General features: G+C 71.4%; 14 protein-coding genes. 6 read left to right on the forward strand and 8 right to left on the reverse strand.

Annotated elements, in window-relative coordinates:
* Positions 1 to 403 precede the first annotated feature (403 nt).
* Positions 404 to 1,657: an ROK family transcriptional regulator gene (locus ACYF6T_RS17410; protein WP_461697384.1), complete on the reverse strand. Its 1,254-nt coding sequence runs from the start codon at positions 1,655 to 1,657 to the stop codon at positions 404 to 406.
* A 56-nt stretch (positions 1,658 to 1,713) separates the two neighbouring features.
* On the opposite strand from ACYF6T_RS17410, the gene ACYF6T_RS17415 reads away from it, so the two are divergent.
* Both ACYF6T_RS17415 and ACYF6T_RS17420 read left to right on the forward strand, forming a co-directional pair.
* Positions 1,714 to 2,784 (forward strand): Gfo/Idh/MocA family oxidoreductase, encoded by a 1,071-nt coding sequence (locus ACYF6T_RS17415; RefSeq protein ID WP_461697386.1) that lies wholly within the window; start codon positions 1,714 to 1,716, stop codon positions 2,782 to 2,784.
* Positions 2,781 to 3,284 (forward strand): heme-degrading domain-containing protein, encoded by a 504-nt coding sequence (locus ACYF6T_RS17420; RefSeq protein WP_461697388.1) that lies wholly within the window; start codon positions 2,781 to 2,783, stop codon positions 3,282 to 3,284. The genes ACYF6T_RS17415 and ACYF6T_RS17420 overlap by 4 nt, the downstream gene beginning before the upstream one ends.
* A 40-nt stretch (positions 3,285 to 3,324) precedes the next feature.
* Here ACYF6T_RS17420 and ACYF6T_RS17425 read toward each other — a convergent pair whose 3' ends face one another.
* Together ACYF6T_RS17425 and ACYF6T_RS17430 are read right to left on the reverse strand one after the other, a co-directional pair.
* Positions 3,325 to 4,182, reverse strand: coding sequence for a fumarylacetoacetate hydrolase family protein (locus ACYF6T_RS17425; protein ID WP_461697389.1), 858 nt, complete (start codon positions 4,180 to 4,182; stop codon positions 3,325 to 3,327).
* 129 nt (positions 4,183 to 4,311) lie between these two features.
* The gene (locus ACYF6T_RS17430; protein WP_461697390.1) at positions 4,312 to 4,854 is read right to left on the reverse strand and encodes a winged helix-turn-helix transcriptional regulator; all 543 of its coding nucleotides are present in this window, start codon (positions 4,852 to 4,854) and stop codon (positions 4,312 to 4,314) included.
* A 69-nt stretch (positions 4,855 to 4,923) separates the two neighbouring features.
* Here ACYF6T_RS17430 and ACYF6T_RS17435 point away from each other — a divergent pair, with 69 nt between their 5' ends.
* A complete protein-coding gene (locus ACYF6T_RS17435) occupies positions 4,924 to 6,420 on the forward strand; it encodes an MFS transporter (RefSeq protein ID WP_461697391.1) in 1,497 nt (498 codons plus the stop codon).
* Positions 6,421 to 6,528: 108 nt separating this feature from the next.
* Here the strand turns inward: ACYF6T_RS17435 and ACYF6T_RS17440 are convergent, their stop codons facing one another.
* Positions 6,529 to 7,314: a class E sortase gene (locus ACYF6T_RS17440; RefSeq protein ID WP_461697392.1), complete on the reverse strand. Its 786-nt coding sequence runs from the start codon at positions 7,312 to 7,314 to the stop codon at positions 6,529 to 6,531.
* Positions 7,315 to 7,513: 199 nt separating this feature from the next.
* Here ACYF6T_RS17440 and ACYF6T_RS17445 point away from each other — a divergent pair, with 199 nt between their 5' ends.
* Positions 7,514 to 8,986, forward strand: a complete 1,473-nt coding sequence (locus tag ACYF6T_RS17445; protein ID WP_461697393.1) for a glycoside hydrolase — start codon at positions 7,514 to 7,516, stop codon at positions 8,984 to 8,986.
* Between the two features lie 156 nt (positions 8,987 to 9,142).
* Here the strand turns inward: ACYF6T_RS17445 and ACYF6T_RS17450 are convergent, their stop codons facing one another.
* Positions 9,143 to 9,430, reverse strand: coding sequence for a DUF1905 domain-containing protein (locus tag ACYF6T_RS17450; protein WP_461697394.1), 288 nt, complete (start codon positions 9,428 to 9,430; stop codon positions 9,143 to 9,145).
* Complete coding sequence (locus ACYF6T_RS17455; RefSeq protein ID WP_461697396.1) at positions 9,430 to 10,206, reverse strand: DinB family protein; 777 nt, start codon at positions 10,204 to 10,206, stop codon at positions 9,430 to 9,432. Before ACYF6T_RS17455 ends, ACYF6T_RS17450 begins: the two co-directional genes overlap by 1 nt.
* Before the next feature lie 88 nt (positions 10,207 to 10,294).
* Here ACYF6T_RS17455 and ACYF6T_RS17460 point away from each other — a divergent pair, with 88 nt between their 5' ends.
* Positions 10,295 to 11,308 (forward strand): YecA family protein, encoded by a 1,014-nt coding sequence (locus ACYF6T_RS17460; protein WP_461697397.1) that lies wholly within the window; start codon positions 10,295 to 10,297, stop codon positions 11,306 to 11,308.
* Between the two features lie 61 nt (positions 11,309 to 11,369).
* On the opposite strand, the gene ACYF6T_RS17465 is transcribed toward ACYF6T_RS17460, so the two are convergent.
* Entirely contained in the window at positions 11,370 to 12,407 is a 1,038-nt protein-coding gene (locus ACYF6T_RS17465) for a YDG/SRA domain-containing protein (protein ID WP_461697399.1), read from the reverse strand.
* 75 nt (positions 12,408 to 12,482) lie between these two features.
* The gene (locus ACYF6T_RS17470; RefSeq protein WP_461697400.1) at positions 12,483 to 12,902 is read right to left on the reverse strand and encodes a MarR family winged helix-turn-helix transcriptional regulator; all 420 of its coding nucleotides are present in this window, start codon (positions 12,900 to 12,902) and stop codon (positions 12,483 to 12,485) included.
* Positions 12,903 to 12,965: 63 nt separating this feature from the next.
* Between ACYF6T_RS17470 and ACYF6T_RS17475 the strand changes: the two genes are divergently transcribed.
* Positions 12,966 to 13,724: an alpha/beta fold hydrolase gene (locus ACYF6T_RS17475; protein WP_461697401.1), complete on the forward strand. Its 759-nt coding sequence runs from the start codon at positions 12,966 to 12,968 to the stop codon at positions 13,722 to 13,724.
* The last annotated feature ends 296 nt before the right edge of the window (positions 13,725 to 14,020 follow it).

Genomic DNA, 14,020 nt, shown 5'->3' on the forward strand with positions numbered 1-14,020 from the left:
GCGGGAGCGCCGAGGTGGGGTGAGGCCGCCGGAACGTAGGGCCAAGGACCGCCAGGATGAGGCGGGGCCACCGGGCATAGGACGGTTTCGACGGCGACCGGCTCACCCGGTGCCGACGCGACCGGCGACGCCGGGGCAACCGACTCGACCGGCGCATGCGGCGCCTCGGCGCCTCCGGCAGGTCCAGCGCACACGACGCCTCGGCGCCCCCGGCAGGTCCAGCGCACACGACGCCTCGGCGCCCCCGGCAGGTCCAGCCCGCCCAGCACATCCGGTCCGTCCGGTACACCGACCCCTCCGGCACCTCGGCACACCCCAGCCAGCCCCCGCGTAAGCGGCTGATCCCCCCGCCTCCAACGCATCCCACCCGTCCGCCGCGCCCCGCCCCGTCACGCGCCCCCCGTCATCCCTCCCCGCGCCCGAACAGCGGCCCCAGCACCAGTTGCGCGGCCCCCTCGGCGACGCCCCCCGTGGCGAGGCGGGTCGGGACCGGTGGGTCGCCCGTGCGGTGGGCGCGTTCCGTGAGGGCGGTGGCGACTCCCCGTACGAAGGCGTCGGGGTCGGTGGTCACGGTACGGCCGCCCAGCAGGACGAGGTCGATGTCGAGCAGGGCGACCAGGTTGCCGGCGGCCACGCCCAGGACACGGGCCGCCTCCGCGAGGTCGCCGCGAGCCACGGCCGCCAGGCACAGGGCCTCCACGCAGCCGCGGTCACCGCAGCCGCAGGGCGGCCCGTCCAGCTGGACGACCTGATGCCCGAACTCCCCGGCCGCGGTGCGCGCGCCCCGGTGCACGACCCCGCCGACGACGAGCCCGGCGCCCAGTCCCGTCCCGAGATGCAGGTAGGCGAAGGACCCCGCCTCCCCGCCGACGGCGAGTCCCAGCGCGGCGGCGTTGGTGTCCTTGTCGACGACGACCCGCACCCCGAGCCGCTCCGTCAGCGCGTCCCGCAGCGGGAAGCCGTCCCACTCGGGAAATCCGGTGACGCGGTGCAGAACGCCGCGGGTGTGGTCGAGGGGCCCGGGCAGGGCGATCCCCACACCGAGAAGCGGGGTGCCGCCGGACGCGGGAAGCAGGGTCGCACCGGAGACGGGAAGGGGCGTGGCGGCCGACGCGGGAAGCGGAGTGGCGCCGGACGCGGGAAGGGACGTGACGCCGGACGTGGGAAGGGACGTGGGACCGGACGCGGGAAGCGGGGGCGCGCCACGCACCTCCCCCGCCAGCGCCTCGGTCTCCCGTACCACCGCCCCCAGCACCGTCTCCGCCCCCGCCCCGAGATCCACCGCCCCCCGCCGCTCCCCCACCACGGCCCCCGTGAGATCCACCAGCACCGCCCGCAGCTCGTCCCGGTCCAGGTGCACGCCGACCGCGTACCCGGCCCCCGGCACCAGCCGCAGCACCGTGCGCGGCTTGCCGCCCGTCGACGCGCGGTGCCCCGCCTCCGTGGCGAGCCCCTGCGCCCGCAGCCGTGCGGTGATCTTGCTGACGGCCTGCGGGGTCAGCCCGGTGAGCTCGGCGAGTTCGAGCCGGCTGATGCCCTCCGCTCCGGCCGTGCGCAGCAGGTCGAGCACGAGCGCGGTGTTGTGACTGCGCACCGCCGGCAGATTCGCCGCGCCCGCCCGCTGCCGCCCCGGCTCACCACTCCGCACTCGCTCCACCCCGGCATTCTCCCCCACACTTGCACTTCCGCAACAGCGTTGCCAAAGTGGACGGCATGACTGCTACCCCCCTCCGTGTCGGCCTCGTCGGCTACGGCCTCGCGGGATCCGTCTTCCACGCCCCGCTGATCGCCGCCACCGAGGGCCTCGCCCTCGACACGGTGGTCACCGCCAACCCCGAGCGCGCGCGGCAGGCCCGCGCCGAGCACCCCGGCGTGCGCGTGGCGGCCACCGCGGACGAGCTGTTCGACCGCGCCGGCGAACTGGACCTGGTCGTCGTCGCCTCGCCCAACAAGACGCACGTCCCGCTCGCGACCGCCGCCCTGAAGGCCGGGCTCCCGGTCGTCGTCGACAAGCCGCTCGCCGGCACCGCGGCCGAGGCGCGCGAGCTCGCCGCCCTCGCCGAGGAGCGCGGACTGCTCCTCTCCGTCTTCCAGAACCGCCGCTGGGACAACGACTTCCTCACCCTGCGCAAGCTCCTCGCCGACGGCGAGCTGGGCGACGTATGGCGTTTCGAGTCCCGTTTCGAGCGGTGGCGGCCGCAACCGAAGGGCGGCTGGCGGGAGTCCGGCGATCCGGCAGAGATCGGAGGTCTGCTCTACGACCTCGGCAGCCACGTCGTCGACCAGGCGCTGGTCCTCTTCGGCCCCGCCGCGCAGGTCTACGCCGAGTCCGACGTCCGCCGCCCCGGCGCCGAGGCCGACGACGACACGTTCATCGCGCTCACCCACGCGAGCGGCGTCCGCTCCCACCTGTACGTCTCCGCGACGACCGCCCAACTCGGGCCGCGTTTCCGGGTGCTGGGCTCGCGGGCGGGTTACGTCAAGTACGGTCTCGACCCCCAGGAGGCGGCCCTGCGGGAGGGCCGGCGTCCGGGGCCGCCGGACTGGGGTCTGGAGCCCGAGGCGCTGTGGGGCCGGGTGGGTTCCGGCGAGTCCCCGGTCACCGGCGGCGGGCGCGCCGAGCCGACCCTCCCCGGCGACTACCCCGCGTACTATGCGGCCGTGACCAGGGCCCTCACCGACGGCGGTGCCAACCCGGTGACCGCCGTGGAGGCCGCGGCCGCCCTCGACGTGCTGGAGGCGGCCCGCCGGTCGGCCCGCGACGGAGTGGTGGTGACGCTGTGACGCACAACACCGAGCTGACCCCGAAGTTCCAGCCCGAGATCACCCCGCCGCTGGAGGAACTGGAGGCGCAGGAACGGCGCCTGGTGTTCCGTCAGTTCACCTACGACGACGCGTGGGCGCTGGGTTCGCTGATGGTGGAGCTGGCGCGGGAGCGGCAGGCGCCGGTCGCCATCGACATCCACCGCACCGGTCAGCAGCTCTTCCACGCCGCGCTGCCCGGCTCGGCCCCGGACAACGACGCCTGGATCGCCCGCAAGCGCCGGGTGGTGGAGCGTTACGGCTCGGCGTCCTACCTGGTCGGCGCCCGGTTCCGGGCCAAGGGCACGACGTTCGAGGACTCCTCGCGCCTCGACCCCGACCGGTACGCGGCGCACGGCGGCTCCTTCCCGATCACCGTCGAGGGCGTCGGTGTGATCGGCGCCGTGACGGTAAGCGGGCTGCCGCAGTTGCAGGACCACCGGTTCGTGGTCGAGGCGCTGGAGGAGTTCCTCAAGCGCTGAGGGCTCGGGCGTACTCGAGGGCTCGGGCCCTCACGAACACTCAGGCGTCCTTGAGTTCCTGGCGCTGCCGCCCGAGCCCTTCGATCTCCAGCTCCACCACGTCCCCCGCGCGGAGGAAGGGCTTGGGCTCCGGCTGTCCCAGCGCGACCCCGGCCGGCGTACCGGTGTTGATGACGTCACCGGGGTAGAGGGTCATGAACTGGCTGACGTAGCGCACCACTTCGCCGACCGGGAAGATCTGCTCGGCCGTCGTGCCGTTCTGCTTCAACTCGCCGTTGACCCACAGCTTCAGGGAGAGGTTCTGCGGGTCGGGCACCTCGTCCGCGGTGACCAGCCAGGGGCCGAGCGGGTTGAACGTCTCGCAGTTCTTGCCCTTGTCCCAGGTCCCGCCCCGCTCGATCTGGAACTCCCGCTCGGACACGTCGTGCGCGACCGCGTACCCGGCGACATGTCCGAGCGCGGCCTCGGCGGACTCCAGGTAGCGGGCCGTACGTCCGATGACGACGGCCAGTTCGACCTCCCAGTCGGTCTTCACCGAGCCGCGCGGGACGAGCACCGTGTCGTTCGGCCCGACCACCGTGTCCGCGGCCTTGAAGAAGACGACCGGCTCGGACGGCGGCTCGGCGCCCGTCTCGCGGGCGTGGTCGTGGTAGTTGAGGCCGATGCACACGACCTTGCCGATCCGCCCCAGCGGCGGCCCGATCCGCAGCCCCGTCGCGTCCAGCGCGGGCAGCTCACCGGCGTCGGCGGCGGCGCGGATCCGGCCGAGCGCCGCGTCGTCGGCGAGCACCGTCCCGTCGATGTCGGCCACGACGCCCGTCAGGTCCCGCAGCACCCCCTCGCCGTCGAGCAGCGCGGGCGTCTCCGCTCCCACCGGTCCGACTCGCAGCAGCTTCATGATCCCAGTCTCCCTCGATCGCGGGCGCCCCACCGATGGGTGCAGCCATCGGAGGACTGGTCGATCCTCCAAGCTCAACGGGCACTCCGCAATACCCGGTTCACGTACTGGACCGTAGCCGCCGGCCGCTCACTCCCCCGGTGACCGGGTCGCGTCGATGTCGATCGGCTCCAGGAGCCGCTTCGGCCGCAGCAGGGCCCGGCTGACGGGGTCGACGGGGTGGGGGTCGAGCCCGGGGCCCGGTGCCATCACGACGTCCTGGACGGGTACGACGGCTGCGCACGCGGGGCATTCGCCGTACGAGCCGAGTTCGGTGCCGCAGTCGGCGTGGCGGAAGACGCGCAGTTTCGTCTCGCCGAAGTGCTCGCGGCCCCACACGCCCAGGGAGCGCAGGGTCGGCCACAGGGCGGTGCCGCGGTCGGTGAGCACGTACTCGTCCCGGGGCGGCGACTGCTGGTAGCGCCGCTTTTCGAGGATGCCCTCGGCGGTCAGCATCTGCAGGCGGGTGGAGAGGACGGCCCGGGGGATGCCGAGGTGGTTGAGGAAGTCGTTGTAGCGCCGGACGCCGTAGAGCGCGTCGCGGACGACGAGCAGGGTCCACCGCTCGCCGATGATCTCCAGCGCGCGGGCGATGGAGCACTCCTGTGTCGCGTAGTCCTTGCCGAGTGCCATGCCCTCCACTGTAACCACTTTCCACCACCTTGGTTCAATCACCGAACCGACAGTGCTACGGTGCTACACATGCCAAGGTTCAATGAACGAACTCTCCCCCCGTCCTCCGCCCCCGCCCCCGCCCCCACGACTCCTGCCGGCGCCTCTTCCGGCGCCTCTTCCGGCGTCTCCTCCACCTCCTCCGCCACCCCCACACCCCCGGCGCACCCCCACCCGGCGCCCGGCCACCCGCGCGCCACCCTCGCCCTGACCAGCGCGGCCACCGCCGTCACCCTGATGACGTACACCGCGCCGGTCGTCACCCTCCGCGACACCGCCGCCGCCCTGCACACCCCGCTCTCCGCGCAGGCGTGGCTCATCAACGGCACCCCGCTCGGCCTCGCCGCCGTCCTCCTGGTCGCCGGCAGCCTCGCCGACGACTACGGCCGCCGCCGGATCTTCCTGGCCGGCACGCTGACCCTCGGCATCACCACCGCCCTGAGCGCGCTGGCCTCCTCCACCTGGCTGTTCACGCTGACCCGCATCGCGCAGGGAGCGGCGAGCGCGGCGATCCTGGCGAGCAGCCTGGGCCTGCTGGTGCAGGCGTTCCCCTCTCCGCGCGGCCGGCTGCACGCCACCGGCGTGTGGGGCGCCTTCGTCAGCGGCGGCATCGCGGCCGGTCCGCTGCTGGCGGGCGCGATGCCGGACTGGCGGGTGGCGTACGGCGTGCTGGGCGCGGCGGCGCTGCTGGTGGCGGCGCTCTCCGTCCGCCCGCTGACGGAGTCCCGTTCGCCGCGGGGTGGCCGCCCGGACATCCCGGGCGCGCTGACGTTCGGGCTGGCGCTGGTGTCCCTGGTGGCCGCCCTCACCCTGGGCCGGGACGGCTGGCTGCGCGCGGAGGTGGGCGGCCTGTTCCTGGCGACGGTACTGCTCCTCGCCCTCTTCGCCGTGCTGGAGCGACGGACGCCGACCCCGATGATCGACCTGAGCCTGCTGCGCCGCCCGGGCTTCCTGGCGTCCTCCGTGGGCGGCCTGTTCACGGGCCTGGCGGTGATCGGCCTCTTCAGCTTCCTGCCGGTGCTCTTCCAGCAGGTCCTCGGCCTGTCCCCGATGGACACGGCCTGGCTCTTCCTCCTGTGGTCCGGCCTCTCCTTCGCGGTCGCCCTCCAGGCCAAGCGGCTGGCCGGCCGGGTGCCGCCCCGCCACCAACTGGCCGTCGGCTTCGCCCTCCACGCGGCCGGCGTCCTGACCATGCTCGGCGCGATCGACTCCGGCTCCTGGCACCGCCTCCTGCCCGGCCTGATCCTCGGCGGCGTCGGCAGCGGCCTCCTGAACGCCGCGCTCCCCCTCCTCTCCGTCGAGTCCGTCCCGCCGGCCCGGGCCGCGATGGGCTCCGGCGCCCAGCAGACCTTCCGCTACATCGGCTCCTGCGCCGGCGTCGCCCTCACGATCGCCATCGTCACGTCATCAAGCGACGGCCTCGGCCACGGCTCGAACACCGCCCTACTGGTCTCCGCGGGACTGGCACTGCTGGCGGCGGTGGGAGTGGTGGTACTGCGGGAACGAGGGGCGACCCACCGGTCGTAGGCCGACGCAGTGCCACGGACCAAGGCCCGGCACCACGTGGACGACCCGGCCCGGACGCCATGCCGGCTGCGTTCATTCCTCCCCACCCCCCTTCGCCCTTCCGCCGGTTCACGACCGCGGGTGGGTGGAGACGAGTCTTCCCCACACCACCAGGCGGTACCTCGACGTGTACTCCGGGGTGCAGGTGGTGAGGGTGATGTAGCGGCCGGGGGTCGTGTAGCCGTACGACGGCTTCAGGGTCGAGCGGGGGATCGGGCGGATCACGCCCGCGTCGCGCGACGACGTCTGCGGCAGCGTCTTGTCGACGGCGTACGTGTAGACGGCGGTTCTGGTCTCCACCTCCACGACGTCCTTCGCCCGCAGCCGGTTGATGTACCGGAAGGGCTCGCCGTGGGTGTTGCGGTGACCGGCGAGGGCGAAGTTGCCGAGCTGCCCCGGCTGTTGGGTGCCGCGGTAGTGGCCGACGTAGCCCTTGTTTAGGACGTCCCGCTTGCTGACGCCCTCGGCGACGGGGGCGCGGACGCCGAGGCGGGGGATGGTGAGGATGGCGTAGGCCTGGGAGAGGGCGGGCGTCTGCCGGCCGGTGCCGCTCGTCGCCCGGTGCGCGGCGGTGCCGGAGTGCGGGTCGGCTGACCCGTCCGGAGCCGGAACCGCCGTACGTCCGCCGCCATCCCCGTCCCCCACCCCCGCCCGCCACTCCCGCTCCAGCGCCTCCACCCTGCGCTCCGCACCCCGCTTCGCCTCCCGGTTCGTCCACCACAGCTGGTGGACGACGAGGAGCAGCAGCACGACCCCCGCGGTGACGAGGAGTTCGCCGCCGGTCCACAGCGCGCGCCGGCGCCGGGCGAGCCTTCGCCGGCTGCTGTGCTGGACGACGGGCACCCGCGTGCGCATCCCGCCCACCTCCTCCCGGGCCGCCCGCACGATAAGCGCCCGTCCCTCAACTCACCAGTCCCACAGCGCCTCGTCCGCCCTGTCCGGTACTTCGTACATAGGTTTGAGAAAGGGCTGTCGCAACCCTCGACAACCCCACGCGTCACGCCCGATGCTTCCTCGTGGCATGAACGGGACAGGCCACCACATCGGAGAAGCCATGATCCGACGCAGAACCCTGCTGGCCGCGGCCGGCGGCACCCTCCTCGGCAGCGCCCTCGCGACCGGCACCGCGCACGCGGACGCCACGGTCTCCGTCAACCCCGGTACGAAATACGGCACTTGGGAGGGCTGGGGCACCTCCCTGGCCTGGTGGGCCAACGTGTTCGGCGCACGGGACGACTTCGCCGACATCTTCTTCACCACCAAGTCGACGACCTACAACGGCACGTCACTGCCCGGCCTGGGCCTGAACATCGCCCGCTACAACCTCGGCGCGTGCAGTGGGAACACCGTGGGCGGCGAGAGCATGGTCGCCTCTCCCAACATCCCCGCGTTCAAGCAGATCGAGGGGTACTGGCAGGACTGGAACAACGAGGACCCCACCTCCTCGGCCTGGGACTGGACGGCCGACGCCACCCAGCGGGCGATGCTGGTGAAGGCGACCCAGCGCGGCGCCATCAGCGAGCTGTTCGCCAACTCCCCCATGTGGTGGATGTGTTACAACCACAACCCGTCCGGCGCCGCCGACGGCGGCAACAACCTCCAGTCCTGGAACTACCGCCAGCACGCCTCCCACCTCGCCGCCGTGGCCCTGCACGCCAAGAACAACTGGGGCGTGAACTTCTCGACCGTCGAGGCCTTCAACGAGCCCAGCTCCAGCTGGTGGACGGCCACCGGCACGCAGGAGGGCTGCCACATCGACGCGACGGTCCAGGCCGCCGTACTGCCGTATCTGCGCAGCGAGTTGGACAGCCGCGGCCTGACGAGCACGAAGATCTCCGCGTCCGACGAGACCAGTTACGACCTCGCCCGCACCACCTGGAACTCCTTCAGCTCGACCACGAAGGGGTACGTCAACCGCGTCAACGTCCACGGCTACCAGGGCTCCGGCGGCCGCCGCGACCTCCTCTACACGGACGTGGTGACCACGGCCGGCAAGGCGCTGTGGAACTCCGAGACCGGCGACAACGACGGCACCGGCTACACCCTCGCCTTCAACCTGCTCTACGACTTCCGCTGGCTGCACCCCACCGCGTGGGTCTACTGGCAGGTCATGGACCCGTCCACGAACTGGGCGATGATCGCGTACGACGCCGACACGCTGACCGCGGGCGCGGTGCAGACGAAGTACTACACGATGGCCCAGTTCAGCCGGCACATCCGCCCCGGCATGACCATCCTCGACACGGGCGTCAGCTACGCGGTGGCGGCCTACGACGCGAGCGCCAAGCGCCTGGTGATCGTCGCCCTCAACACCGCCACGTCCGCCCAGACCCTCACCTTCAACCTCTCCGACTTCACCACGGTGACCGGCGGTTCGGGCGGCCTGGTCCCACGCTGGTGCACCGTGACGACGGGCGGCGACCGATACAGGGCGTACTCGGACACCTACCTCTCCGGCAAGTCGGTGGCGGTGCAGTTCCCGGCGAAGTCGGTACAGACATTGCAGATCGACGGCGTGACGATCTGAGTGGCGTACGGATCAGAGGGCGGGGCCCGGTGGGACGGCGGCGAACGCACCGGACGCACCGATCGGACTGACGGACCAATGGACCGAACGGACCGGGCGCCGCCCCTCCACAGCCGTACCCTGGCAGCCCCCTCCACGGCCGTACCCTGGCCACCCCTACAGCCGTACGGTCATCTCCACCCGCACGACCTCCCCCGCCTCCACCCCCGCCGCCCTCCGCAGGGCCGCCTTCAGCGGCAGCAGATAGCCGCCGTCCTTCGGGAACAGGGACGTATCGAAGGCGGCTCCCCCCAGCCGCGCGGCGACCGGCACCACCCCCCACCCGTAGCTGGCCAGGGCGGCGACCTCCCGTATGTCGGCGGACTCCGCTACCGGCACGGGCACGAAGTAGTACGGCGCGGGTCCCCGCCACTCGATCACCCGCCCGGTGAAGACAAGATCCATCAGCCCCGCCCCTCCAGGGCGTCCAGATCCCGCTCGGCGAACCGCCGGTGCCACCACTCCTCGTTGAGTACGACGAGCAGACACTCCCGCACGGTGAAACTCGCCCCCTCGTCCGGCCACCCCGGCCCCACGGCCGGCTCGGTCCGCCGGTCGAGCTTCTCGTCGCTCAGCCCGTCGATCACGCCCCGGACGACTCCCATGACCTCCGAGCGCAGGGCGAGCACCTCCGCCAGCGGGGCCCGCACGTCACGGTCGTGCGGCACGCCCTCGCGCGGGCTCATCTCGTCCCACGGCAGGGACAGCGGATGCCAGGGCCGCGCCTGGCCGAGCACGCACCGCACGACCCACGCCTGACTGGCGAACACGAGGTGCCGCAAGGTCTGCACGAAGGACCACTCGCCGCCCACCGAGGCGTGCAGTGCCTCCTCCGGGAGCCGCCGGGCCCGCGCCACGGTCGCCTCCCACAGCCGCTCGTCGACGTCCCAGGCCTCCCGGAACCCGTCCGCGTCGACCGGCCGGAACTTCACCCGCTCCGGATACCGCCGGTCCAGCTCCGCCTCGACGAACGGCACCACGTCGACCCCGTTGACGACGAGGTTCCGCACCTCCCCGTCGATGCTGGCGTCGGCCATCTCCACGCCGCGCATCACCACCCCGCCGAGCTCGCAGGACCGGAAGACGGCCCCCCTGAGCCCCACGGAGGTGAACCGCGCACCCGCCATGTCGACCCGCTCGAACTCCGTACCCCGAAGATCCGCGAAGTCGCTGTCGCCCATGCCGGTCAGCGTAGAGCCGTAGCACTCCCGCCACCCCTGGCCTGCGTATATCTCCTCTCTGTCACCGGTCGGCAGTACGGTGTCCCCCATGCGCCCCGACACGCCTGCCGAGAACGTCGACCACACCGCCGAAGCGGCCCGCCTGGAGCGAACCGCCGGCCTCTACCCCGAGGACGCCGAGGCCCTCCTCCTCCAGGCCGCGGCCCACCTGGAACTGGCCGGCGACCGTCCCGCCGCGACCGCGCTCTACGACCGCCTGCTGTCCTCCGCGGACGGCCTGGAGAACCCCTACCTGATCCGCGCCCTGAAGGCTTCCAACCTCTGGGAGTACGGCCACGAGGCCGAGGCCCGGGCAATCATCGAGGGCGTCCGCACGGCGTCCCCGCGCGATCCGGCGCCCTGGGTGATCGTGGCGGAGGCGCTGGAGTCGCACGACGAGCTGGAGGCGGCGGAGAAGACGTTCACGGAGGCGGCCCGCCTGCTCCTGACGGACGTGCCGGAGCCCCCGTACTCGACGCATCCCCTCCTCTACGGCCGCCACCGCGTCCGCCGCATGCTGGGCGCGGCCCACGACGAGTGGGACACCCTGGCCGACTCTCTGCACTCCTCGCCGGTCTCCCTGGACGAACTCCACGACCCGAAGCGCATCTGGTCCCTCGGTTCGGACAACCCCGCCGAACTGGCCGCGGAGATCAGCCGCCTGCGCGCGGAACTGGGCACCTACCGCGAGGCCCTCTCCCGCCCCTTCCCGGTGGCGGTCCTGCACTGGCCGGCGGACGAACTGGCGGAACTGGTGGAGGCGTACCCCAGCCTGGCCGCGGAGTACCCCTCCCACGAGGAGCACCTGGCGACGATAGAGGCGTCCCTCCGCGAACTGGCCGCCTCCGGCACCCCGAACCTCGGCATCGTCACCGGCACGGTCCCGTCCTACGAGGCCTTCGCAGCCTCGGAGAGCACGTCCCCCGCAGACACGGACCTGCTCCCGCAGTACGCGACGACCCTGGCGGCCCGGGGACGAGCGGTGGAGTGGCCGCCACAGCGGGGGACGGCTTGTTGGTGTGGGTCGGGGCGGGTTTACGAAGGGTGCCACGGGGCTCAGTAGTCAGCGCAACGAGTCAGCTCAACCCCGCTCAATCGGTAAGCCGCGTGGAGTGCGCCCCGGCCTAGAGCGTGCTGGGGCCGCTCGAGTGCTGCCACTGCCTGCGGTGATAACGCACGTACTCCTCATGCACGTTGTGCTTCTTATGCCGTTTGAGCTGTCTGCGCACGTTCCCGCCAAACAATCCAGTGCGTACGACGATTGACCAGTCATCCTCGATGACTATCGCCCCTATGTCCAAGCTGACGTGACAGTTGGGGCAGAGGCAGAGGATATTGCGTTCCACGTCCGGGCCCTCATGCGGCTTCCCCAAGGGCTTTATGTGTGCACCCTCGCTGTACGGCTTCCCGTCTGCACCTACCAAGCGCAGGCCACAGATCTGGCACTCATGGTCATAGAGCTCCTTGACCCGCCTTGCTGCCGCAGCATCCCGCACGATGCGCTGAATGCGCGCGGCGCGGGTTACGGGGAATTTCTCATCTTCCGCGAAGGGCTGGTCCGCTGCACCACCGGACGTGGTGCCAGCTTTCCCATCGAGCAGCTCTTCTTGCTGCACGAGCACCTCGGCAACTCTGCGCTCCATCGGCGTCAGCTCTTGCTCTGGTTGCGGCAGGCGCTCCAAGTGGAACTGGCAGATGTCGATGGCCGAGCCATGAGGGGCAGGAGATTTCGACGTCGCCGTGCGTATGGCCGTGATCTGATACAGACCGTCGTACCTGTAGCCCTCTTTGAGTGAGTAGCGCGGGTCACCTTTAGGGCCGCGAATAATGCGAATATGGTAGCCCCGCTCGTAGCTGAGCTTCAGTGCCGCATTGTCGCGGTATTCCCACGATTGACTACGAAGAAGGGTCTTGCCGCCCGGCGCTTTGTCTTCATCAGGAGAGGCACCTGTGTACTGGACCCAGGTCCAACCGTCCTCGTCATCCACGTAGCCACCGTTGAGCACGATGGCGTCGGCGACGTAGAGACCGTCATAGTCCTTCAGTCGAGATATTCCTCGCATGGTGTCGCCGTGCAGATGGGCATTCCTCACATCTGTCCGCCGAGGGAAGACCTCCCCGGGCACGACGCCTTCTATGTGGCCGATGACTCGCTCTCCCATCGGACCATACTGACGCGAGGTGATCGCTTATGTCACCCAAGTTGCTTGATCAGGCCAACTCTCGCCCACGCGCGATCAGTCCGCGCCGTTCAACCGATCCAGCAAGGACAGCAACATCGCCCGTTCCCCCGCCCCCAACCCCCCGAAGCACTCCCCCAGCACCCCGTCCGCCACCTCGTGTCCCGCCTCCAGTACCCGCTTCCCCGCCGGTGTCAGATGGTGCTCGATGCGCCGTCCCCGGCCCGGGCGGCGGTCGATCAGGCCCTGGGTCGAGAGGCGGGTCGCCAGGGTGCCGAAGGACTGTTCCGTCTGGAAGGTGGCCGTCGCCAGTTCGCGGGCCGAGGCGCCCGGGGTGCGGCTGATCGCGCGGAGGGCGTCCCACTGGGCCAGGGTCGTGCCGACCGACGCCAACGCGCTGTCCAGGGCGCGGTGTTGGCGGTACTGGGCCTGCTTGACCGCTCGGCCGAGGCGCTGGAGTTGCTGGTCACCATGCATGGGGGAAGTTTAGCCTCCCAACTAAGCTAGCTTAAATAAGCATCTTTAGTTACAGTCGTCGGCATGACTTCCGACCTGACCCTCACCCTTGCCGAGCACGGCCCCGCCACCGGCCGTCCCGTTCTCGTCCTGCACGGCGGCGGCGGACCCGGCACCGTCGCCGGCATCGCCCGGCACCTCGCCGCCGGCAAGGGCGCCCACACCCTCACGCCCACCCACCCCGGCTGGGACCGCACTCCCCGCCCCGACTGGTTGACCGGCGTCGACGATCTCGCCCTCGCCTATCTCCGGCTCCTGCGCGAACGCGACCTGCACGACGTGCTCCTCGTCGGGTCCTCGCTCGGCGGGTGGATCGCCGCCGAGATGGCCGTACGCGATCCCGGCGCGCACTTCGTCACGGGGCTCGTACTCGTCGACGCCGTCGGCGTGTACGTCGAGGCCGAGCCGATCGCCGACTACTTCGCCCTCGATCCGCGTGCCGCCGCGGAGTTGTCCTGGCATCAGGCGGATCGGTACCACGTCGATCCCGCCGACCTTCCCGGTGACCAACTCGCCGTGCGGCAGGCCAACATGGCCACCATGCGGGTGCTCGCCGGCGATCCGTACATGCACGACCCGAAGCTGCTGCGGCGGCTGGGCGGCGTCCGGCAGCCCGCCCTGCTCGTGTGGGGCGCGAGCGACCGGATCGTCACGCCCGCCTACGGGGCCGCCTACGCCGACGCGTTCGCGGACGGGCGGCTCGACGTCGTCCCCGAGGCCGGGCACCTGCCGCAGATCGAGCAGCCGGAGGCCACCTTCGCCCTCATCGAGGGGCAGCTGTGACCGGCACTGTGCTCTGATGCGCCCCGCCACGCCCGGATCACCGTCCGTGACCGACGTGTTAAGTGAGCTTTAAACGAGGCTTAAGCGTTCTTCGGTTCGGCGCGCTCCTCCAAGTAAGCGCAGGTCAGCGGGATTTGGGGATTCGCGTTCCGGTTGGCGGGGCCCGTGATCGTGCGTATCGTCATGGCCCACCGGCGGCACCCCGGCGCGCATCTGAGAGCGCTCTCAGCGGACGTTCCGCACTCTCCGCAGTCTCCGCACTCTCGGCCCTCTCAGAAGCGCGTCCGACGTGCCTG

The sequence above is a fragment of the Streptomyces sp. 7R007 genome, from assembly GCF_054850255.1.